Origin of the sequence: Rhizobium sp. AP16 (genome assembly GCF_000281735.1) — a bacterium.
Classification (GTDB): Bacteria; Pseudomonadota; Alphaproteobacteria; order Rhizobiales; family Rhizobiaceae; genus Rhizobium; species Rhizobium rhizogenes.
Genome location: NZ_AJVM01000001.1, coordinates 1 through 20,562 on the forward strand (window position 1 = coordinate 1; position 20,562 = coordinate 20,562).

Annotated in this window: 22 protein-coding genes; 6 read left to right on the forward strand and 16 right to left on the reverse strand. The window is 59.6% G+C overall.

Annotated elements, in window-relative coordinates; translation table 11 throughout:
- The 9 genes from PMI03_RS00005 to PMI03_RS00045 all read right to left on the reverse strand — a co-directional run.
- A partial coding sequence (locus PMI03_RS00005; RefSeq protein WP_007688647.1) for a type II secretion system protein J occupies positions 1 to 325 on the reverse strand: 325 nt, incomplete at its 3' end.
- A 2-nt stretch (positions 326 to 327) separates the two neighbouring features.
- On the reverse strand, positions 328 to 702 hold the full coding sequence (locus PMI03_RS00010; RefSeq protein ID WP_007688649.1) for a type II secretion system protein: 375 nt from the start codon (positions 700 to 702) through the stop codon (positions 328 to 330).
- Positions 692 to 1,177: a GspH/FimT family pseudopilin gene (locus PMI03_RS00015; RefSeq protein ID WP_007688654.1), complete on the reverse strand. Its 486-nt coding sequence runs from the start codon at positions 1,175 to 1,177 to the stop codon at positions 692 to 694. Before PMI03_RS00015 ends, PMI03_RS00010 begins: the two co-directional genes overlap by 11 nt.
- Positions 1,174 to 2,385 (reverse strand): type II secretion system F family protein, encoded by a 1,212-nt coding sequence (locus PMI03_RS00020; RefSeq protein WP_007688656.1) that lies wholly within the window; start codon positions 2,383 to 2,385, stop codon positions 1,174 to 1,176. Before PMI03_RS00020 ends, PMI03_RS00015 begins: the two co-directional genes overlap by 4 nt.
- Positions 2,386 to 2,387: 2 nt before the next feature.
- Positions 2,388 to 4,004: a GspE/PulE family protein gene (locus PMI03_RS00025; RefSeq protein WP_007688658.1), complete on the reverse strand. Its 1,617-nt coding sequence runs from the start codon at positions 4,002 to 4,004 to the stop codon at positions 2,388 to 2,390.
- Entirely contained in the window at positions 4,001 to 4,903 is a 903-nt protein-coding gene (locus PMI03_RS00030; protein ID WP_007688659.1) for a hypothetical protein, read from the reverse strand. The genes PMI03_RS00025 and PMI03_RS00030 overlap by 4 nt, the downstream gene beginning before the upstream one ends.
- Positions 4,900 to 5,451, reverse strand: a complete 552-nt coding sequence (locus PMI03_RS00035) for a hypothetical protein (protein WP_007688660.1) — start codon at positions 5,449 to 5,451, stop codon at positions 4,900 to 4,902. The genes PMI03_RS00030 and PMI03_RS00035 overlap by 4 nt, the downstream gene beginning before the upstream one ends.
- Complete coding sequence (gene gspM, locus PMI03_RS00040; RefSeq protein ID WP_007688661.1) at positions 5,448 to 6,053, reverse strand: type II secretion system protein GspM; 606 nt, start codon at positions 6,051 to 6,053, stop codon at positions 5,448 to 5,450. The genes PMI03_RS00035 and gspM overlap by 4 nt, the downstream gene beginning before the upstream one ends.
- Positions 6,050 to 7,075: a PilN domain-containing protein gene (locus PMI03_RS00045; protein ID WP_007688662.1), complete on the reverse strand. Its 1,026-nt coding sequence runs from the start codon at positions 7,073 to 7,075 to the stop codon at positions 6,050 to 6,052. Before PMI03_RS00045 ends, gspM begins: the two co-directional genes overlap by 4 nt.
- A 435-nt stretch (positions 7,076 to 7,510) precedes the next feature.
- On the opposite strand from PMI03_RS00045, the gene serA reads away from it, so the two are divergent.
- The gene (gene serA / locus PMI03_RS00050; protein ID WP_007688663.1) at positions 7,511 to 8,749 is read left to right on the forward strand and encodes a phosphoglycerate dehydrogenase; all 1,239 of its coding nucleotides are present in this window, start codon (positions 7,511 to 7,513) and stop codon (positions 8,747 to 8,749) included.
- Between the two features lie 87 nt (positions 8,750 to 8,836).
- Here the strand turns inward: serA and PMI03_RS00055 are convergent, their stop codons facing one another.
- Positions 8,837 to 9,235, reverse strand: coding sequence for a type II toxin-antitoxin system VapC family toxin (locus PMI03_RS00055; protein WP_007688664.1), 399 nt, complete (start codon positions 9,233 to 9,235; stop codon positions 8,837 to 8,839).
- Entirely contained in the window at positions 9,232 to 9,483 is a 252-nt protein-coding gene (locus tag PMI03_RS00060) for an AbrB/MazE/SpoVT family DNA-binding domain-containing protein (protein ID WP_007688665.1), read from the reverse strand. The genes PMI03_RS00055 and PMI03_RS00060 overlap by 4 nt, the downstream gene beginning before the upstream one ends.
- A 379-nt stretch (positions 9,484 to 9,862) precedes the next feature.
- Here PMI03_RS00060 and PMI03_RS00065 point away from each other — a divergent pair, with 379 nt between their 5' ends.
- The gene (locus PMI03_RS00065; protein ID WP_309574291.1) at positions 9,863 to 10,600 is read left to right on the forward strand and encodes a L,D-transpeptidase; all 738 of its coding nucleotides are present in this window, start codon (positions 9,863 to 9,865) and stop codon (positions 10,598 to 10,600) included.
- Positions 10,601 to 10,731: 131 nt separating this feature from the next.
- Here PMI03_RS00065 and PMI03_RS00070 read toward each other — a convergent pair whose 3' ends face one another.
- From PMI03_RS00070 to PMI03_RS00080, 3 genes are all read right to left on the reverse strand, one after another.
- Positions 10,732 to 11,325: a nucleoside 2-deoxyribosyltransferase gene (locus tag PMI03_RS00070; protein WP_007688667.1), complete on the reverse strand. Its 594-nt coding sequence runs from the start codon at positions 11,323 to 11,325 to the stop codon at positions 10,732 to 10,734.
- A gap of 50 nt (positions 11,326 to 11,375) precedes the next feature.
- Positions 11,376 to 12,668 carry an FAD-binding oxidoreductase gene (locus PMI03_RS00075; protein ID WP_007688668.1) on the reverse strand — a complete coding sequence of 431 codons (1,293 nt, stop codon included), beginning with the start codon at positions 12,666 to 12,668 and terminating at the stop codon, positions 11,376 to 11,378.
- A 171-nt stretch (positions 12,669 to 12,839) separates the two neighbouring features.
- The gene (locus PMI03_RS00080) at positions 12,840 to 14,012 is read right to left on the reverse strand and encodes a M20 aminoacylase family protein (protein WP_007688669.1); all 1,173 of its coding nucleotides are present in this window, start codon (positions 14,010 to 14,012) and stop codon (positions 12,840 to 12,842) included.
- A gap of 286 nt (positions 14,013 to 14,298) precedes the next feature.
- On the opposite strand from PMI03_RS00080, the gene PMI03_RS00085 reads away from it, so the two are divergent.
- The 3 genes from PMI03_RS00085 to PMI03_RS00095 all read left to right on the forward strand — a co-directional run bounded on the left by PMI03_RS00085 (position 14,299) and on the right by PMI03_RS00095 (position 17,884).
- Complete coding sequence (locus tag PMI03_RS00085) at positions 14,299 to 15,537, forward strand: adenylate/guanylate cyclase domain-containing protein (protein ID WP_007688671.1); 1,239 nt, start codon at positions 14,299 to 14,301, stop codon at positions 15,535 to 15,537.
- A 276-nt stretch (positions 15,538 to 15,813) separates the two neighbouring features.
- A complete protein-coding gene (locus tag PMI03_RS00090) occupies positions 15,814 to 16,338 on the forward strand; it encodes a DUF992 domain-containing protein (RefSeq protein ID WP_007688673.1) in 525 nt (174 codons plus the stop codon).
- Between the two features lie 328 nt (positions 16,339 to 16,666).
- Positions 16,667 to 17,884: a tetracycline resistance MFS efflux pump gene (locus PMI03_RS00095; protein WP_007688675.1), complete on the forward strand. Its 1,218-nt coding sequence runs from the start codon at positions 16,667 to 16,669 to the stop codon at positions 17,882 to 17,884.
- Between the two features lie 53 nt (positions 17,885 to 17,937).
- Here the strand turns inward: PMI03_RS00095 and PMI03_RS00100 are convergent, their stop codons facing one another.
- Positions 17,938 to 19,059: an aminotransferase gene (locus PMI03_RS00100; protein WP_007688676.1), complete on the reverse strand. Its 1,122-nt coding sequence runs from the start codon at positions 19,057 to 19,059 to the stop codon at positions 17,938 to 17,940.
- A gap of 120 nt (positions 19,060 to 19,179) precedes the next feature.
- On the opposite strand from PMI03_RS00100, the gene PMI03_RS00105 reads away from it, so the two are divergent.
- Complete coding sequence (locus tag PMI03_RS00105; protein ID WP_007688678.1) at positions 19,180 to 19,749, forward strand: helix-turn-helix domain-containing protein; 570 nt, start codon at positions 19,180 to 19,182, stop codon at positions 19,747 to 19,749.
- A 39-nt stretch (positions 19,750 to 19,788) separates the two neighbouring features.
- On the opposite strand, the gene eutC is transcribed toward PMI03_RS00105, so the two are convergent.
- A complete protein-coding gene (gene eutC / locus PMI03_RS00110) occupies positions 19,789 to 20,562 on the reverse strand; it encodes an ethanolamine ammonia-lyase subunit EutC (RefSeq protein WP_007688679.1) in 774 nt (257 codons plus the stop codon).

A 20,562-nucleotide genomic window follows, 5' to 3' on the forward strand; every position in this document is an offset into this window, starting at 1 on the left:
GCCGCCTGCCGATACGGCTGACCGCAACGAAGGCAAGCCTGTCCGGGCCTCCTATCATCATCGGGTGCCGTTGCGGACCGTCCTGTATCAAGGGAAAGGGGCGCGCATCGCGAACGGCCTCTTCGACAAATCCGGCCAGAGCCTCCACTTCGATAATCGCGTCATTCTTTTCCCGCGCCATCGTGATGGCGCGAAACTGGCTGACCATGGCCAGGATGATCATCGATAATGCCGCAACCAGGGCCAATGTCACGAGGACCTCAATCAAGGTGAAACCATCTTCACCCCGCTGGCGATCGATCCGGGCAGCATCAAGCGGGGGCATCTTCACGGCGATCTCGGGTGGTAATTGATCAAAAAATCGTAGTGGCGCTCGCCACCGGGAAGAAACACGCGCAAGCGCGCGATCCCCTCGTCATCCTGCTCCTCGGCAAAGGGTACGGGCTCAATCTGCCAGTGAAGGCCATCTGTTTCGCCCCGCGGTGAAGAACCGCCTCCTCCCTCGGCTGTCGTGATCGCGAGTTCGATTTTCGGCACGACGGTCAGGATCGTCATCTTTTCTTCCGCCATAGCCGAGCTCTTCGCCGCCAGTTGCACCGTCTGCAGAACGATTGCCGCCGAGATCGACAGGATCACGAAGGCACAGAGAACCTCGATCAGCGAAAAGCCTTCCTCTCCGTGCGCGGCGGGATCAGCGGCCATTATCACTCCCCGACATGATCGTTGAGATGCCCGTCAGCCACGGAATTCGAAGTGTCATCGTCGGAGAGCCGTCGCTCGAGAGAGAGATGGCGCCTCCGGACGATGTGCCGTCGGGGAAGAAAACAATCGAGGCCTGGCTTTGCGACCGGGTCAACTCCCGACCCGTGACAACTTCGACAGTCGCCGATGCCGGGATGAAGATACGCCGCCTGCCATCGGCGTCGGCAATTGTTTTTGCCTGAACGTCGACTTGCAGAGCAAGTTCCCTACGGCGATTGATCGCCTCCATTCGGATCAGTTGAGCAAGATGACCCGCATCGCGGATCACGCTCTGCGGAGACGCGGCCATCCGCCTTCCCGGAAACGAGGAAAAGGCAATCGCAGCGGTGACTGAGATGATTGCGAGCACGACAAGTAATTCGACAAGCGAAAAGCCGGCTTCGTACCCATCGGCTCGCGGTCTCACCACGCTCATTGCAAACTCAGATCGTTGATACCGAGAAGCGCACTCATGACCGAAATAACCAGACCGCCGATGAGGAAACCCATGGCAATGGTTATGACCGGCGTCATCAGTGCTAGAAGCCGGTCCTGGGAGCGGAAAGCCTCTCCCTCCAGCAGCTCCGCGGAGCGGAGCAGAACGGTTGAAAGAGTGTTGACCTCATCTCCGATTGCGACGAGCGATACGATCGCGGAGGGAAATATCGCAGCCTCCCCGAGCGCGTCCGGTAGCCGCGAGCCGCTCAATACACGCTCGCGGACGGTCTCCAACGGCGTGGAATAGGCCGCAATCGGGCAGGTTGCCGCGGCGAAAGCCAAAGCCTTCGGCATGTCGACGCCGTTTCCAAGCAGTAGCGCCAGACTGTGGAGGTAGCGCGCGAGACCCTGCTTTCGGATGAAGGTGCCGATCAGCGGCAGTGAAATGGCTGCGTTGGAGACGAAAGCCTTCAACCGTGCTCGCCGGGTGCTTCGCAGCGCGACGAGACCCATAAGCAGGGGCATGAGCGCCAATACCGGCCCCCAATTCACCAGCAGCCCCCTCAGGACATCGAGAGATCTGATCATCAACGGCGCCGGCCGACCGGCTCCCTCGAATATGGGAAGGATTGCCGGGACGAGGAAAAATGTCACGATCAACAATGCGGCGCACATCATCAGAATGAGGAAGGCCGGATAAGCGATGGCCTCTGCAATCTGGCTTCGTTGCGCGCGCTGTCGCTCCAGGTTGTTTGCGATGACCCCAAATATGACGGGAAGCTTCCCGGTCTGCTCGCCACTCGCGATCAAAGCCGCGATGTCTTGACCCGCACCTCCAATGGTCCGGAACGCTTCCGATGGGGCCTTGCCGCTGGCAAGCCGCTCAGTCAGCTCCTTTGCGAGCATGCAGTTGGCCTTGTTGCCCTGATCTGCTGCAACGGCCTTCAAAGCCCGGTCCAGGCCGAGCCCAGCATCCATCAGCATAGCGATATCGGCAAAAAATCGTTGCAAATTTGCTTTTGCAGGCAATATGCGCGCGACAGGAAAAGCTATTCTGGATCGTGGTTGGCGCGCCTCTGAGAGTTCGAGAACCTTCAGACCATCGGCTCGCAGCCGCAGGCGCGCCTCGGCTTCGCTCAAGGCCTCCAGCATGCCGCACTTCCTGGTGCCGTCCTTCGAGAAACCGACATAGGAGAAATTGGGCAATCTCACTCTCCTTGCAGATCGACGACGCGCGAGACTTCAGCGATGGTGGTCATGCCTGCTGCAACCAGTTCACTTGCCTGTTGCGCCAGCGGACGCATCCCTTCCTTGATCGCCAGATTTTCGATTTCGCTCTGGATCAGATCCCGGCCGATCGCTTCGCGTATCGGTTCCGTGACTTCCAGTATTTCGTAGACCGCACGCCGGCCGGAATAACCGGCGCCATTGCAGGTCTCGCAGCGGATGCCCGCCGGATGGCTCGAACAATGCGGGCATGCCTTTCTCAGGAGGCGCTGACCAATGATGCCCCGGAGCGTCGCGGCCAGCAGATAGCTCTCGACACCCATTTCGCGCAGCCGATTGATGGCGCCGGCCGCGCTGTTCGTGTGCAGTGTCGAGAGGACGAGGTGTCCGGTCAGCGCTGCCTGTACGGCAATCCTCGCCGTCTCGGGATCTCTGATTTCACCGAGGAGAATGATGTCCGGATCCTGACGGAGGACCGAACGAAGGGCTGTGGCAAAGGTCAAGCCGATGGATGGTTCCACCTGCAACTGCGTTACTCCCGCAAGCCGGTACTCGACGGGATCCTCCACCGTGAAGATCTTCGATTTGGCATCATTGATGTCGCTGAGGATGGAATAGAGCGTTGTCGTCTTGCCCGATCCCGTCGGACCCGTCAGGAGCATGATCCCGTTCGGCCGTCGCACGATCCTCGCGATGGTCGCCATGCTTTCGGGTTGATAACCGAGAGCCGCCAGATCCAGCCGGATATTGGAGCGGTCAAGGATGCGCAGCACAATCGTTTCGCCGTGGATGCTTGGCATCACCGAAACACGAAAGTCCACTTCCTGTCCTCTGATCGAGGCTCTAAGGCGGCCGTCTTGTGGCAGCCGGCGTTCGGAAATGTTCAAGCGGGACAGGATCTTGATGCGGCTCGTCACCGCCGCCGCGTTAAACTTTGGCACGATTTCCAGCGTGTCGAGCAGACCGTCTCTTCTCAGGCGAATCCTGATCGAGTCCTCAAGCGGCTCGATGTGGATGTCCGTCGCCTTCTCATCCACCGCCCGCTGCAGGATGCGCGAGACGAATTTCACGATCGGTGCTTCGCGGGCAATATCCAGCAGACGGTCCACATCCTCCGCCTCGGCGCTATCCTGGAAATCCGTGGTCTCGGATGAATTTTGGCCTTTGGCCCGTTCTCGAAAAAATTCGTCGATCAGCAAGCGCGGAGCGACGCTGATGGCGGCGGGAAGATCGGCGAGATAGGAAACAGCCCCAATGGTCGAGAATGCAAACGGGTCCGCAACAATCAGCCTGAGACTGTCGCCCTGCCTCTGGCAAGGTATGATCGCATGCGCCTGCGCAAAGACTGTTCCGATGCGCTCAAGCAACTCTTCGTCGACGCCCGCAATGACGGTGCAGCAATCGCATTGACAGAAGAGCGCCATGGCTTCCGCAAGCTGTGCATCCGGCATGAATGCCAGCTCGCGCATAACGATATCGACGGGATGGCTCGTCGCGGCCTGGACGGAAAGCGCGCGCTGCACGGCTTCGGACGTGAGGTGCCCCGCCGCCTCCAATGCGCTCAGAAAAGCTTCCGGAGTCATGTGTCCTTTTGTCATTTGAGCGCATCCGCGACTGCCGTCCGCATTGGTTCGGCAATGAAGTCTCCACATGGCAGATCCCGGCCGAAATAGGCGGCCATTTCCGCTTCTTCGGAGACAGTGGGAAGCGAGGCAACGTAGGCGAAGCCGTCGTCGGCGAGATCAAACACCGTAGCTGAACTGGCTTCCAGTTTCTGGTTGCGGAAGAGCCGCACGAAAATGGTCACGGCGGGTGGCTTGGCCGTCGATACGCTCAGAGGCAACGACCCGGACGCCCGCGATTCCAGAACGCGGTTGATAGCATCGGAAACAGCCTTGCTTGAGAGCGTTCGGCTGCCAGTCTGCACGGTAAAGACGTTCGCGATGGCGGCAGGCGATACCGACTGCAAAGCGACAAGATCCTGCAACTCGATCACATCCTCGAATGCCGCATGTTTGTAACCGGTTTCGCCGACGAGTTCGGCGGGAAGCTCCCGCTCGGCTCGACGATCCGGACGTCTGTAATTGTCCGTTGCCAGTGCAAGCGTCGACGCGTTTTCCTCGGAAAAGCCCAGAGCCTGGAACCCGATGTTCAGAAGGGGAATTCCCGCTTTATTGAGGTCGATCAGGCCGGCGTGATCCTGCACTCCCATGGCGATGGAGTATTCGCCGAGATCGCAACGCGACATGCCATCCGCCTCGGGTATGTCGATATCGCCATGTTTGCGCCGCGTGGCGAGCTGCCCTGCAACATGGAGGGAAAGCGTCTTCTCGATCCGCGAATAGCGAAAGGAGCGCAATGCGTTTTCAGCAGTCAGAGCCCGCAGGCGGGCTGATATCGAGAACGGGACAAGGATGGCCGATGCGACAAGCACCAGTCCAAGCACCGCAACCAGCGCAAAGCCCGATTGTGGATGATCGCTGTCTGCGCCGTTCATTCGTCGACCTCACCGGGCGCTGTCTGCCCGCTTCCGCCCGTCGCGAAAAGATCATAGGAAGCCGTTTCGTCCTTCTGCGTGAGTGTCAAATTGTCTGCGCCGATTTTGGTGATCGTCCAGCCGGCAATCTTGGCGCCTACGGGAAGCCATTCGGCCGCCTGGCTCCCGTCGAGGCGCACCAGCGCCCGCCGCTCTCCTTCAATGGTGCGCGTGCCCTGAAATGCGATTGCCGGGCGAGTGACGGTGACCGCACTCTTGTCGACTGAGGCTTTGTCCTGTTGTTGGGCCGGCTTTTCTTGCACAACGAACTCCCGTCGCGTCGGGCTGAACAGGGGTCTTGAGAGCGTCTGCGGGAATGCCGGGCCATTGCGAAGGATGGCGTCTGGGGCAACCACAGAGTTACCTATCGCCGCTGGACCGGAGGCGCCCGAGGCAAGCGCAGTGATGTCGATATCGCTGCGGAAAAGGCTGATATTAAGAGCCAGGAGCGAGACAATGATCAAGGAAAGGAGCGCCCAGGGCAATTTGCGGGCCGACAATCTGATCACGGCTTTGCTCCCTCGAGCGCCACTGTTTCGGCCGGATTGAGCGGACTGAAAAACGACAACTGCACGCTGAGCTCGATCGGTTCCGCCAATCGCCCGCCATTCGCCGCGCTTGTTGCGTTCACGATCAATTCCGGGACAATAATGTAGGGCTTTCCTGTTTCCAGTTGGAGAAGGATGGCGTGGATGGCAGCCAGGCCGCCCTGCAGGCTTGCACGAACGCCGACATATCTGACCTTGTTCTTTTCGAGGGTCGGTAGACCACCGACCGACACCACCGTTGCGCCGGCGGTGCCGGCGAGCGAATTGAGCTTGTTCTGCAGTTCAGCCTGAATGACTGGCTCCGTCGCGCCGGCGAGAAATTCCTGAGAGGCATTCGTTGTGGCAGGTTCCTTGGAGAGCGTCCCGCCCAAGGCGATCAATTGGTCAAAGCGGGCCAGGGCATGCCTGGCCTCGGTGATTTCATCGTTTTGTTGATTGATGATTGCAACGGCGGCCCAGGCTGTCACCAATGTCAGGGTGATACCGAGCGCCAACGCCGAAATGGCGATTATACGCTGCGCCATGATCGGCAGGTTCATGACGGTGATCAACAATCCGGTCATCGCATCGCTATTCGCATCTGGATCGAAAATCGTTCCCCCTCTTGCCCGGGGGCTCTCAGGACCTGAGATGCGAAACTGGGATTTGACAGCAGAGGAGATGCACCAAGGATCGCTATCAGGTCTGCTGCCGAATTGGAAAACCCGGTGATCGTGACTTGACCGTTCCGGATCGACATATCCATAAGCCATGTTGAATCGGGAAGGATCCGTGTCAGCTCCTCCCAGATCATCGTAACCGGAGTGGATTCAGCCTTGCCCGCGCGCGCCGCTTGCAACAGCTTCTGTTCCAGTTGTTGCCTTTCCAGTTTTTTCCGGACGGCCAATGCCTGCGTCTGTTTGGTATCCGTGATCTCCGCTAGACGCGAAATCGCCGAGACGTTTCGCAGATAGGCGTGCGCGAATGTTGCCACCGACAAAATGACAGCGGCTCCAAGCACGCTGCGCGACAGCTGCCTGCGAAGCCTGACCCGCCGAGGGAGGGTGTACATGGACTTGAGGCTCGCCTTGCTGACGAACTCAGGCTCATCTTCTGTGTCCAGGGCAATTCCCGACACCGCAAGGCCGGCCTCGCCAATCGCTGCGATGATCGGATCGAGAATGGATTTGCGGACCACAGCATAGCTGGTCCCGCCTCCACGCAGATCCTCAGGCAAAAGCACGCAGGAATCGTCGCGCAGAAACGGCAGAGCTTCCTCGATATCGATCAGAGCCATGGTGCGAGCCCGGCCGTAAGGAAGGACCCTGTCGGATAACGGGCGTTTCAAATATCGATCAGGCGCAAGCCTCAAAAGAACAGGCATCTGTCGGTCAAGGGAAGCAAGGCGGTCTCGCAGGTCTTCGCGGGCCAGCATGTCCGATGTGCGGCGGCCTGCCGGTGTTTCGAAATCCACAACGCATCCGTGGCGGTGAACGACTACGGCTACGGTGCCGGCTTGCGATCGGGCCGTGATGGCCTTCGGATTTCCATCCTTGCATAGCCTGGAGAGCCAATCCAAACCGTCGAGGACTATGGGGAAATCCATTTCCAACTCATCCCCGACTGGCCCATTACTTTGTGTGAAATTCCGATTTCTATATGAAAAAAAGCATGGCCGTTCACAAGCCGTGGATATGTCCGGCAAGACATGCGCCACTCCGATTCCCGCAGATCTTAGCCATTTTGAGAATAAAACTTCGAGCGACACCCCAAACTTAATGGCAATAGGGCACGGGCGATGATGCCGGCCGATTGTTCAAACCTTTGTGTGAGCGATGCTCGACGCCCGGCAATATCAATGTTGCTCTCGGTGGATCCTTGGGGGCGATTGAACGGACTGATATCTGCCTGTCTGCCGCCGGAGTGGAGTTTGCTCTTGCACTGTCCGTTGGATGATCGCTAAACAATTTGCCATATCTGCGTGCTTTATGGCCGACAAGAGACCCCAGCTTCGTCGAATTCGAGAATCGAAAGCAATTCAATGACCCGACAACTTTCTCTCCCGCGCGAGCGGATTTCCGTCCTTCTGCTTGAAGGCATCAGCCAGAGTGCCGTGGACTACTTTACGTCATCCGGCTACGTCAATGTGACCCATCTGCCGAAGGCTCTGGATGACAAGGATCTCAAAAGTCTCATAGCCGAGGCGCATATTGTCGGAATTCGCTCACGCACCCAGCTGACGGAGGAAATTTTTAGCTCCGCCAAAAAGCTTATTGCCGTCGGTTGTTTTTCCGTGGGGACAAATCAGGTTGACCTGGATGCGGCCCGCCGACGCGGCATCCCCGTATTCAACGCTCCCTATTCAAACACCCGCTCGGTCGCCGAGCTTGTGATCGGTGAGATCATAATGCTGACCCGGCGGATTTTCCCGCGTTCGGCGTCTGCTCATGAGGGCGGATGGGACAAATCCGCCGTCGGCAGTCGTGAGGTGCGCGGAAAAACGCTTGGTATCGTGGGCTACGGCAACATCGGTTCGCAGCTTAGCGTTCTTTCGGAAAGCATGGGCATGAACGTGCGCTATTTCGATCCTTCGGACAAGCTTCGCCACGGCAATTCAGAATCGATGGCCACGCTTGGCGAGCTTCTCGAAATCTCGGATTTCGTGACGATGCATGTTCCCGAAACCAGCTCAACGCAGAACATGATAACCGAGACCGAACTGCGCAGAATGAAAAAGGGAGCGCTTTTCATCAATAACTCCCGCGGGACCGTGGTGGATCTCGAAGCGCTTGCGAAGGTTTTGAAAGAAGGACATCTCGCGGGCGCGGCTGTGGACGTGTTCCCCAGGGAGCCGGCATCAAACAACGAGCGTTTCGAAACGCCGCTCCAGGGTTTGGACAATGTCATTCTGACGCCGCATATTGGCGGCTCGACGGAAGAAGCGCAGGAGCGCATCGGAGGGGAAGTCTCCAGGAAGCTGGTGGAATATTCCGACGTCGGATCGACGCTGGGCGCCGTCAATTTTCCCCAGGTTCAACTGCCGCCACGTCCAAACGGCACGCGTTTCATCCATGTTCATGAGAATCGCCCTGGCATGCTAAACAGCCTGAATGCGATTTTTTCATCCCGCGCACTTAATATCGTCGGTGAGTTCCTGCAGACGCACGGCGACACGGGCTACGTGGTCATTGAAGCCGAAGGCGTCGGCCAGACAGCCGATGACATACTGGATGCGCTTCGCCAGATCCCGGGAACGATACGAGCTCGATTGCTCTACTGATGCCGGTAGCCGTGTCGAGGAATTCAATCAGTAGCTCGCTACTGGCGATCCAATGAGACTGAGTTTCCAACCGATGAGGGCAATTCGTTAGGACAGCAGCCGCGCCGTCTGCCCCTGCTCTGCAAGCAGTTCGACCGCCTGTTTATCGAATGAGACGAAGGTTTCGCCGCCTAACCAATTGCCCTCATAGGCCATGATGCCGTCCGCAAAATCACCGCCGGCTTCGAGAATCGCAAGCCCGGCTTCCACAGCGGGCCGGTTCATCACCACATTTCCGGCATCCAGCAAATCGCGGATCGTTATGGCTACATCTTCTTTCGGCAGCTTCGCGCCCCGGCGAAGTATCCAAACCAGCTCGCACAGGCAAGGCAACGAAACCGCGATAAGCGAGGCCTCTTTTAGAAGCTTGCCGGCGGCGTGGCCCTGCGTTGCATCGTCCTGCAAAACAGCACGAGCCAACACATTTGTATCGACCGAAATTTTCATTCTTCCCCCGCCCAACCAGAGGCGGCAATCTCGTTCATTTCCTCAATCGTCATCGGTTTTTTGACCTTGCCCGCATGCCGACCGATGAAGCTATCGATGGTGCCAGTCGGCTTTGCCGCTTTCACCCGAAGCTCGCCGCCTGGCAGCTTGTCAAAGTCGATCCGTTCACCCGGCTTGATACCGAGGTGCTGCAGCAGATCCCGCTTTAGCGTGATCTGCCCTTTCATCGTTACCGCCAGTGAAGTCATGGGGAAATTCCTTTTCGCTGAATATGATTAGATGGTAATTGAAATTCTCATTACCATCAAGCTCATCAGGAATCTTATTGGCCGATTTCGTGGCCTAGGGGCAATATAGCCGCCTGGGTCGGATGCTTGCCCACGCAATTCAAATCCTCAATCCCGGATCCTCCCCTGCGCATCGCGCATCTGTACCAAGGGCCTTCAAAAACAGGTCGGAAAATCTCGGCTTTCGATTGCCGCTGCCACAATTATGCCTGCCGCTTCCGAAATTGTCGATGACACGCATACCCCGTCGACGCGGGGCGCAGTCCCGTGCGTTGTTCGGGAAGTTGGTTGTGACATGAAAATTATAAGATTGGTCCTTTTGCCCACTCTGGCTGTGCTGATGACAAGCGTCTCCGTGCATGCCCAGGAATGGCGATATTTGCCGGATTATGGCGACGACCTGGACGGCGGCTATGCTACTCCGCACTATGGGCGGGAGGCACCGCCGCGCTATCGCGATGATCGTCGTTTCGACGATGACTATTATTATCGTGGTGATCCCTATGGCTATTATGACGACGAAGACGGTGATTTCCCGTCGCGACCCCGTCCACAACGGCGGGCTTCGATCGATCGAGACGCGATCTCTCCCCAACTCAATTCTGGCGTCAAGGATGACAGGCGAGCGAGCCTGGCGCGGTCACCCATCCCGCGCACGGTTGTCTCCTTTTCCGGCTATGATCCTGGCACAATCGTGATCTCCACCAAGGAGAAGCGTCTCTATCTTGTGCTCAACGACGGAACTGCTCTCAAATACGGCATCGGTGTCGGCAAACAGGGCTTCGCCTGGAAGGGCACGGAGACGATCAGCCGCAAAGCGGAGTGGCCGACCTGGACGCCGCCCAAGGAAATGATCGCTCGCCGGCCAGAACTGCCTGACCGCATGGATGGCGGCCTCAATAATCCTCTCGGAGCGAGAGCACTCTATCTCGGTTCCACCCTCTACCGCATCCATGGCACCAACGAGCCCAACTCGATCGGCAAGGCGGTATCTTCTGGCTGCATCCGCATGGCAAATCCGGATGTGATGGATCTCTATGGTCGGGTCGGCGTGGGCACAAAGGTCGTCGTGCTTTGATTGCACCCCAGCGCTGCTGGGGTCTATGAGTAAATTTTTAGATCGGCCAAAAAGCTTATTGTCGTCGGCTGTTTTCGCGTGGAGGCAAATCAGGTCGACCTGGATGCGGCCCGTCGACGTAGCCAAGCGTCTTAGGCGGATTGCTCGGTGTGCACTGCGCCCGCCAGCAATCTATCCGCAGCCACCTGCAGGCATTCTTCGAAGGCTGTGAGATCGAGGAACAGCCTGTCGGGCTCCACTTCCCGCGTGATGATCGTTCCGCTGCGGCTCTCGATGCCGCCATCCAGCATCAGATTGTCGACCATATCGAAATTCTCGAGCGACATTCCGTCCGTACCGCGATAACGCCCATCGTCACCCAAATGGATGGAGCCGCCGTAGAAGCGGCTCACCCGTTCGAAATGGCTCTTCGTGCTGTTGGAAAAGGCAAAGGCCGGGCAGCCACGGGCGCACATGAAGCCCAATTCGAAGGCCGTGCCGACATCGGCGGCGATGCCCCGAAAAGGCGTCAGATTGGCAATGATCAAATCGGCGCTCAGCATCAGGCTTTCATTGATGGCGCTGATCGCGAGACCGCGCTGCCGCTTCGTTTCGGTCTCCGGAACCACCAGGTCGCCCGGCGATACCGGCGTGAAACCGTAGCTGCGCGCCAAGGCGATCTTGCGGTCGAGGATTTCCCGTGCGTTCGGAAGAAAGACCTCCGGGCCTGCCAAATATGCTCTCACTATAGTGCCTCTTTGTTCGGATGTGCGGCCCTGAAATTATCGAGCGGCACTCATTTTTCCATCGCATCCTGTACACGCCCCATGGCGACACGGGCAAGAACGCCAAGCTTCCAGAAGCGATGAAAAGCAAATGTGGGGAAATCGCGCCGGATTGGAAAGACGATCTCCTCTTCCGGAACACCAGCAAGCCGCTCCGCCAGGAGCCGGCCAATCAGCGTCGCCATCGCGACCCCGCGCCCGTTATAGCCAAGCGCGACAAAGGCGTTCGCAGCCGGCTCGGCGAGAATGGGATAATGATCCCTGGTCATTGCCACCTGCCCGTACCAGCGATGCGGCCAAGGCTGCCCTTTCAGCGCCGGCCATAGGCGTTCCGCATAGGCGACGAGATGGGCATAATCACCGGCCGCGTCGCTCGGCGCCTGCTTGCCGCGCCCGCCCATCAGCAGTCTTCCCTGATCGTCGATGCGATAATAGACGGTGACCCTGCCGGTTTCATAAAGCACCGAACGCGTCGGCATGATCGATGCGGCAAGCTCCGCCGGCAGCGGATCGGTCGCGACGATGGAACTGTAGGCCGGAACGATCGCCGTCTTCAGCCTGGGCCAGAGATCGCCGGTATAGCCATTGGTCGCGATAACGAGCTTCTCGACCCCGACCTTGCCCGTCGGCGTATCGATACGCCAGCCGGAGCCTTCCGGGTGAACGGACAAGGCCGGCGTCTTCGTGTGAATCCGTGCGCCGGCGGCAATCGCCGCGCGGGCAAGGCCACGCGCATAGCCAAGCGGATTGAGCTGGCCGCCCCTCGGATCGAACCAGGCCGAATGATAGCGCGTCGTCCCCGTGCGCTCGGCAACCTGCTCGCGGTTCAGAAGCTCCACGGGCACGTCGCGCTCGACACACTGGCTGACGAGCGACGCCGCAGCCTTGCCACCGGCTTGCGAAAACGCGGCGCGGATCGTGCCGCTCTGGCGGGCAGCGCAATCAATGTCGAAGCGCTGGATCAGATCAAACACTTCGTCGGGCCCGCCATAGGCGAGCTTGAGCATGCGTCGGCCGCGCTCGCGCCCGAACGCATGTTCCACCTCGACGGGATCGGCCTTCAGCCCCGAATTGACCTGGCCGCCATTGCGGCCCGAGCATCCCCAGCCGATCTCGCTGGCGTCGAGCACGATGGTGGAAATGCCCTTTTCGGCAAGATGCAGCGCCGTCGAAAGACCGGTATAACCGGCGCCGACAATCCCGACGGTGGCGGCTGCGTCGCCGGGCAGCGGCTCAGTTGCCGGCGCCGGTGTCGCCGTCTTGAGATAGAGGTTCTCCGCTGGGGTCGGAGGGGAGATATACATGGGACTTATCCTGTTTTCATGATCTTCGGCCGCGCCGCACTTCCTAGACAAGCCGGATAAGGCACCATCGGAAGCGCCGCGGACAAACGAGCATCTTTTCGATGCAATTCATGTCGCCATGGCTTTCGGCCGCAATCGCTTATCTTCCATCCGCCCCTATCTACCGCTTAATCAGCTGGACGACTGCCGCTGCGCAACCACAGCGGCCCAATAATCGATGCCATAGGCGATGGCATCGTCATTGAAGTTGTAAGCCGGATTGTGCAGATCGGCGCTGTCGCCATTACCGAGCCAGATCATTGCGCCGGGCCGCTTTTCAAGCATGTAGGAGAAATCCTCGGAACCCATGGTCATCGGCCAGTTGCCATCGACACGCTCCACGCCGACGATGCTTTCGGCGGCGGCAATGGCGACAGAGGTCTTCTCGACATCGTTGACGGTCACCGGATATCCCGGGCGCCAGTCGATTGCGGCTTCGGCGTCGTAGAGCGCCGCCGTCGCCTTGACCACGTCACGGAACCGCTGTTCGACGGCGCGGCGCGTCGCCGGCAGCATGGTGCGGATCGTGCCGCCGATCTCAACCGCCTGCGGGATGACGTTCAGCGCCTTCCGATCACCGCCGCTGATAAAGGTGACGGACACGACGACGGAATCGAGCGGATCAATGAAACGGGATGCGATCGACTGGAGCGCGACGACCAGATGCGAGGCGGCAAGCACCGGGTCGCGGGCAAGATGCGGCGTGGCCGCATGACCGCCGAGTCCAGTCATAGTGATGACGAAGCGGTCGCCCGCCGCCATCATCGGACCGCTGCGGATGGCGAACGAGCCGACATCAAGCCCCGGCTGATTGTGCATGCCGTAGACTTCCTCGATCCCGAAGCGCTCGAGCAAGCCTTCCTCCAGCATCACACGGCCGCCGCCGCCGCCCTCTTCCGCCGGCTGGAAGACGAGCACGATCTTGCCGGCGAAATTCCGCTCCGTGGCAAAGCGTTTGGCCGCGCCGAGAAGGATGGCGGTGTGGCCGTCATGCCCGCAGGCATGCATCATGTTCGGCACTTTCGAGGCATAGGGCAGGTTCGTCTGTTCCGACATCGGCAGTGCATCCATGTCGCAGCGAAGCCCAATCGTCTTGCCAGCGCCCCTGTTGCCCGAAATCACCGCCACCACCCCCGATGTCGCAATCCCGGTCACCACCTCGTCGCAGCCGAATTCCCGCAATTTCTCCGCCACCAGCGCCGAGGTGCGGGGCAGGTCGAACAGGATCTCCGGGTGCTGATGGATGTCGCGGCGCCATATCTTGGCTTCGTCCGCGATGACGAGCGATGCTTCGGACGGTTTCATGAGAGCTCTCCTGCAAAAATGGCTTCGCATCGGCGCTGGGATCACCGATGACCGGCGGAATGGATCAGGATCAGACATAGCGCCGCGCGGCATGGGCGTACAGTCATCTTGCGCGGATGCCTGACATAGCGCCCGATAAAAATGAAGCGCGCCTTGCCTTGCGATTTACAAAATCCGCGGCCAGGGCGATTGTCGTTCCAGCCAAACGGCAATGGGCGTATATTCGCATCTCGGCAGCAAGCAACGTTGCGGCCGAAACAGGCCAAGTATTTGTGGGGTATGGGTAATGCAATTCTCAACGCAGGCGGCTGCCGATTCGCATGACGAACGCGACGGCACCTGGCCGACCAAGCGGAGCAAGATCCTCGACTGGTTGATACAGGACACTCGAGAGCAACGTTTCATCGACAATATCCTCGTGGATCTCTGCGAGAGATTGCGCGCCGCCGGCGTCCCCGTCGGCAGGGCGACGCTGCATTTCAGGACGCTTCATCCGCAATGGCTCGGCGCGCGAATTCTGTGGCGCACGGGGCTGGAGGAAGCCGATATCACCACCTTCAGCTATGGTGTCGAAAAGACACCCCAGTTCCTGCTGAGCCCGATGAACGAGATCTTCAATGGCGCGCTCGAGGTCCGCCAGCAGCTCGAGCAGCCAGGGCCGGGTGGCTTCGCCTATGCCCTCTACGACGAAATGCGGGCCGAGGGGCTGACGGAATACATTGCCTGGCCGATCTATCACACGCTCGGCAAGCGCCACATCGCCACCTTCGCCTCCGACGCGCCGGGCGGCTTTACCGAAGAACACGTCACCTTCCTGAAGGATCTGCTGCCGGCCCTGACGCTGGTGACGGAGATCCGATTGAAGAACATATTGGCGCGCACGCTGCTGCGCACCTATGTCGGGCCGCATGCCAGCGAACAGATCCTTGCCGGCGCGACCACCCGCGGCAGCGGCACCACCGTCGGCGCCGCCATCCTCATCTGCGATCTGCGCGACTTCACGACGATTTCGGACATGTGGCCGCGCGACGATGTCATCGAGCTTCTGAACGGCTATTTCGACGCGATGTCGGAGCCGATCGAGAAACACGGCGGCGAGATCCTCAAATTCATGGGCGACGGACTGCTGGCTATTTTCCCGCTCAGCAATCCCGATGCCTGCGCCAATCTTCTGCGGGCGATCGACGAGGCGGCGGCGGCGGTTGCCGCGCTGAACGAGGAAAACAGCCGTAATGGCCGCGAGGTGCTGCGCTATGGCGTCGGCGTGCATGTCGGCGATGTCATGTATGGCAATATCGGCTCCAGCACCCGCCTCGACTTCACCGTGATCGGACCGGCCGTCAACATCGCCTCGCGGCTGGAAACGCTGACCAAGGAGGTCAAGCGGCCCGTTCTCCTCTCAAAGGCCTTCGTCGATATGGCGGGCTGCGCAGCCGAGATGGAAAGTCTCGGCGCCTTCCCCCTCAAGGGTCTAGGCGAGCGAGTCGACGTCTTTGCCCTCACGCCGGCAACAAACCGCGGTTGAACGCGAGATTGATGGACCTACCAAAGGCCCATCATCTTCAATCCTGCGTGATCAATGGCCAAAACATGGGTGTAATAAAGCCCGTCGCAAAACGTGAAGAGCCGGCGGGGATGACGTCGCTTACGGAGATCCTTATATTATCATCGGGATAAGTGCGATGGCCGCCTTATTTTTGTGGGATCCTTCTGCGACGACAAACGTTAGTAAGAGCTGACCGTAAACGGCTCGATCAAAAGGGTGCATGACACCCGGAATACTCTGACAAGGAGAAAACAGATGAAAAAAATACTCACCCTGGCATTTTCGGCCGCATCTTTGATCGTCGCCGGCACGGCCGTGACACGCGCGGCTGACTTGTCGCCCTCCTATCAGGAGCAGGACCAGGACCAGCGCAACGGCGTGAAGATCGGCTATCTCACTTGCGAGATCGGCGGCGGCGTCGGCTATGTGCTCGGCTCAGCCAAGGAAGTCGATTGCACCTTCCACTCGACCGTCGGCAAGGAGCGCGTGGACCATTATAGCGGCGCCATCCGCAAGATGGGCGTCGATCTTGGCTTCACCACCCGCAGCAAGCTCGTCTGGGCCGTGTTCGCACCGACAGCCGGCTATCATCATGGTTCGCTGAGCGGCCTTTATCAGGGCGCAACTGCCGAGGCGACGCTTGGCGTCGGCATCGGCACCAATATCCTGGTCGGCGGCACGTCCGGCTCGATCCACCTTCAGACGGTGAGCGTGACCGGCCAGCTCGGCCTCAACGTCGCCGCCACCGGCACCTCGGTGACGCTGACATCGGTGGATTGATATCCACTGCCGTCCCAGGGCGGCAACGGACCACATCTATTCGAACCAATGGCCGCCTCCACACTGGGGCGGCCATTGTGTTTGAGTGGCGGGCGCTTCTTGCCGAGGCGTGGCTCTCATGCTACGGCTCGTCCGTCGAAAAAGGCAGGCTTGGTCTCGGTAGGCCCAAGCCCTTCCCGCGAGGGAAGCTCTGGTCCTTGCGAGAAGACGAGCTCTTCTCTCCCTGAGATACCCCGACGATCCAGGCGCAATTGCGCCACGGGTTCGTCCGTGTGGTTGTCCTGACGACATGCTGCTCCGGCTGGATCCGTCGATCGGAGCCAGCCTTATGAATGGAAACAGCCTCGCCTCACGTCTGACCGGCCCCAGTGCCGCTCTGATCGTATCGGTTTTCCTTAATTTTTCCGGGCTTACCCTAGTCGATCCGGTGGTGCCTTTCCTCATCGGCCACTATGTGCAGCAGGAGCAGATCGCCCCCTATATCGGCCTTATCGGCTCGACCTATGCCCTATGCGAGTTCATCGCCGCGCCCGTGCTTGGTGCTTGTGGCGATCGATTTGGCCGGCGGCCGGTATTGATCGCCTCGCTTTTCGGCTCCGCACTCGGATATCTCGTATTCGGGATCGGAGGATCGATCTGGATATTGTTTGCCGGCAGGGTGATCGACGGACTGAGCGCCGGAAACATCAGCACGCTCTATGCCTGCGCTGCCGACGTGACACCGACGGCCGAACAGGCGCGCCTATACGGCCTGCTGGGCGCTGCCGGGGGCGCGGGGTTCATCGTCGGGCCGGTCGCCGCTGGGCTTCTTGGTGAAATCTCGCCCTCGATACCTCTGTTCGCCGCAGCAGCTCTCATGCTTCTCAACATTCTGTGGGTCTACGTCGCTGTGCCTGAAAGCCATCCTCGGGAATTGCGCAAACAGGAAATAAGGTGGAATCCCCTGGGCGCATTTTCGCATTATTCCGCGATACTTCACAGGCGGTCGACCTCCATCGCCTTTGCCGCGGCCTTCCTCTTCTTCTTTTCAGGCGCAATGATGCAGAGCAATTTTTCGGCCTATCTTATGCGGATCCTGCACTTCGGCCCGTTTGACATCGGCATGGTCTTGCTCGCCGTCGGGGTGATGGACATCCTCAGCCAGGGCATGTTGACGCGAAAACTGCTGCCCCGCTTTGGTAACCATCGCATTATCCGCGCCGGCCTGTTGATCAATGCCGTTGGCTTTGTCCTGATCGCCGCCATAGCGTTCGCATCCTCGACAGCCCTGCTCATCCCGGCCATCCTGGTCTTTACCTTGGGCGACGGATTGTTCCAGCCCGCAATGAACGCCTTGGCCACAAGCTCGCCCTCACCCGAGAACCAGGGGCAATTGCAGGGAGCCTATCAAGGGCAACAAGCGCTGGCGCGGCTGTTCGCACCACTGCTTGCAGCAATCTGTACCATGCTGGGTGCGGCAACCCCTTATTGGGTCGGCGCAACTCTCATCGTTCTGGCCCTGGCAATATTTTCGGGTCGATCCGCCTTGCAAGACACCAGCGCCTGACGGGAGAGCGCACAACCGGCCATCAGCCAGCGCGCCCTGGATCAGGCCACCACTTATCGTTGCTCCTTCAGAAACTGTGATAAACGCTTGAGACCCTCGCGCAGGATCGCCTCGCTGTTCGCGTAGCCGATGCGCAGATATCCCTCCATGTCCATGGCATTACCGGGCGTCAACATGACGCCCGTCCGTTCGAGCAGCCTGATGCAAAAATCTTCGGACGACACCGGCAGATGATATTTGAGAAGCGCCGTCGTGCCGGACTTCGGCTTGACCCAGGAGATCATCGGCTCGCCGTCGACCCATTCGGAGAGGATAGCGAGGTTGGTCCGGGTAATGGCCTGGCTTCTCTTAAGAATCTTGTCGCGGTTCTCGAGCGCAATGGCCGCGAAATGATCGTCCAACATGCCGACGCTGATCGTATTGTAGTCGCGGTGGATCGATACCGCATGGATCAATGCGCTCGGCGCGACGATCCAGCCGAGCCTCAAGCCCGCCAGCGAATAGGTCTTGGACATACTGCCGGTGCTGATTCCCTTTTCATAGAGATCGGCAATCGAGGCGGTCATGCCCTCTCCCTGCTGATCGGTGCCGCGATAGACCTCGTCGCAGAGAATCCACGCCCCGGAGATACGCGCGATTTCGACGATCTTTTCGAGATAGGCGCGGTCCATCAGGGCGCCCGTCGGATTGTTCGGGTTGTTGAGGACGATCAGTTTCGTGCCCGGCGTCGCCAGCCGCCGCAACTCCTGCAAATCAGGCAGGAAACCGTTCGCCTCGGTAAGCTTGAGGATCTGCAGGTCAGCGCCGTAACTTTCCGGAATGGAATAGTGCTGCTGATAGGTTGGCAGGATGGAAATGACCCGGTCGCCCGGCTCGACCAGGGTTTCATGCACCAGCGCATTGGCGCCGATCGCGCCATGGGTCACGACGACGTTCTCCACGGCCTGCTTTTCATAGAGGCCGGCAATCAGCCGTCGCAGCCGATCGCTGCCCTCGATCGCGCCATAGGTCAACTTGAGCGGCAGCAGTTCCGACAGGATCGTCTCCGTCTTTCCCGCCATCGCCAGCAGTTCGGCCACGGTTAACGACTCGACACAGGTCTCGGCGAGGTTCCATTCACATATCGTCTCATAGCGGTTCATCCATATTTCGACGCCGAAATCGCGGATCTTCATGTCCTGCTCCCTCACTCGTATCTGGCGGATCGCGCGTACAACGCATCCGTCGCGATCCTGCCTTAGCAGACACGTCGAAAGGCTGTTGAACGGCGACAGCAATTGGAATAGAAAGACATTATGAGCAATATATTGCACAGTCAAGAACGTGGCGACGTTCTCGCCCATGTTTCCGGCAACTTGCGCCGCCTGCGAAAATCAGCCGGCCTCAGCCAGACGGCGCTTGCCGAGGCATCCGGCATCAGCCGGCGCATGATCATCGCGGTGGAAGCAGGCGATGCCAATATCAGCCTGTCCAGCCTCGACAAGCTGGCGGCGGCTCTCGGCGTGGATTTCGTCGATCTGGTGCGTGACCCGACGCGCGCATCGCGGGCCGACATCAACCAGGTGACATGGCGCGGCAAAGATGGGGAAAGTCTGGCCGTACTCCTGGGCTCGGCCCCGGCCTCCCTCGAAGCCCAGATGTGGCTCTGGTCGCTCGGACCCGGCGATCGCTACGATGCCGAACCGGACCCGCAGGGATGGCATGAAATGATCTATATCACCGAAGGCGTGCTGCGCCTCGAACGCTCCGGCGAGACCCGCGACTACAAGGCCGGGACCTTTGCCGTTTACAGCACCGCCCAGGATTATGCCTATATCAACCCGGACGAGACACCGGTCCGGTTCGTGCGAAACGTGATCTCGTGATCTTTTGTAAACATTCAGCCGACTCCAGGGGAGCTTTACCTACGCCGTCACCTCCAGCTTCGCCACGGCATCCTTGAGCCCGACACCGCTGATGCCGGTCATCCGCATGGCGATAACAAGTTCGATAATCTGGTCGGCCGCCGCCGCGATGGGCAGTCCGCCTTCGCGGATGTTGGAGACGCAGTTGCGACGGGAATCGGGTGTGTCCGATCGGGGAGAATAGGTGACATAGGCCCCGAGGCTGTCGGCGGCGGAAAGGCCAGGGCGTTCACCGATCAGCATGATGGCCGTCTTGGCCGCAAGCGCCTCGCCAATCGGATCGGATAGGGCGACACGCGCCTGACTGGCAATGACCACCGGCGCCAACGAGAACCCATGCCGGCGCAACCGGTCGGCAAGTGCCCCAACCACGGCAGCGGCATTGATATCAACGGCGCTAGCGGAAAGGCCATCGGCAACGATGATGACGACATCAAACCCATCGTCGCCATGCCGGATCGCGTCCAGCTGCGCCAGCGATGTCGCCGACAGTTTGCGGCCGAGATCGGGCCTGCGGACATATTGGCTCCGGTCTCCGGCAAGGCTCTCGACCACGACGGCATCGAGCTGCAGATCCAGCAACTGCCGTTGCAGACCTTCCTGATCGACCGACGACCAGACCGCTTCGCGAGCTCGCGCATGGTCGAGCAGAAAGGCCTGCGCCGCCTTTGTCGGCGCGCCCGCGCCGAAACGACCGAGCGCGACGCGCGCATCCGTCATGTCCTTGAGATCGACGATGCTTGCCGCGCGCGCATTGATGACGGAATTGGCCAT

Bases quoted from the DNA above. Each gene is read 5' to 3' on its own strand.
- PMI03_RS00065 (WP_309574291.1), top strand. From the start codon at position 9,863: ATGACAAGCGTCTCCGTGCATGCCCAGGAATGGCGATATTTGCCGGAT.
- PMI03_RS00080 (WP_007688669.1), bottom strand. From the start codon at position 14,012: ATGAAACCGTCCGAAGCATCGCTCGTCATCGCGGACGAAGCCAAGATA.
- PMI03_RS00025 (WP_007688658.1), bottom strand. From the start codon at position 4,004: ATGACAAAAGGACACATGACTCCGGAAGCTTTTCTGAGCGCATTGGAG.
- serA (WP_007688663.1), top strand. From the start codon at position 7,511: ATGACCCGACAACTTTCTCTCCCGCGCGAGCGGATTTCCGTCCTTCTG.
- PMI03_RS00095 (WP_007688675.1), top strand. From the start codon at position 16,667: ATGAATGGAAACAGCCTCGCCTCACGTCTGACCGGCCCCAGTGCCGCT.
- PMI03_RS00015 (WP_007688654.1), bottom strand. From the start codon at position 1,177: ATGAGCGTGGTGAGACCGCGAGCCGATGGGTACGAAGCCGGCTTTTCG.
- PMI03_RS00090 (WP_007688673.1), top strand. From the start codon at position 15,814: ATGAAAAAAATACTCACCCTGGCATTTTCGGCCGCATCTTTGATCGTC.
- PMI03_RS00100 (WP_007688676.1), bottom strand. From the start codon at position 19,059: ATGAAGATCCGCGATTTCGGCGTCGAAATATGGATGAACCGCTATGAG.
- PMI03_RS00055 (WP_007688664.1), bottom strand. From the start codon at position 9,235: ATGAAAATTTCGGTCGATACAAATGTGTTGGCTCGTGCTGTTTTGCAG.
- PMI03_RS00010 (WP_007688649.1), bottom strand. From the start codon at position 702: ATGGCCGCTGATCCCGCCGCGCACGGAGAGGAAGGCTTTTCGCTGATC.
- PMI03_RS00085 (WP_007688671.1), top strand. From the start codon at position 14,299: ATGCAATTCTCAACGCAGGCGGCTGCCGATTCGCATGACGAACGCGAC.
- gspM (WP_007688661.1), bottom strand. From the start codon at position 6,053: ATGACCGGATTGTTGATCACCGTCATGAACCTGCCGATCATGGCGCAG.
- PMI03_RS00060 (WP_007688665.1), bottom strand. From the start codon at position 9,483: ATGACTTCACTGGCGGTAACGATGAAAGGGCAGATCACGCTAAAGCGG.
- PMI03_RS00105 (WP_007688678.1), top strand. From the start codon at position 19,180: ATGAGCAATATATTGCACAGTCAAGAACGTGGCGACGTTCTCGCCCAT.
- eutC (WP_007688679.1), bottom strand. From the start codon at position 20,562: ATGGCCAATTCCGTCATCAATGCGCGCGCGGCAAGCATCGTCGATCTC.
- PMI03_RS00030 (WP_007688659.1), bottom strand. From the start codon at position 4,903: ATGAACGGCGCAGACAGCGATCATCCACAATCGGGCTTTGCGCTGGTT.
- PMI03_RS00045 (WP_007688662.1), bottom strand. From the start codon at position 7,075: ATGGATTTCCCCATAGTCCTCGACGGTTTGGATTGGCTCTCCAGGCTA.
- PMI03_RS00075 (WP_007688668.1), bottom strand. From the start codon at position 12,668: ATGTATATCTCCCCTCCGACCCCAGCGGAGAACCTCTATCTCAAGACG.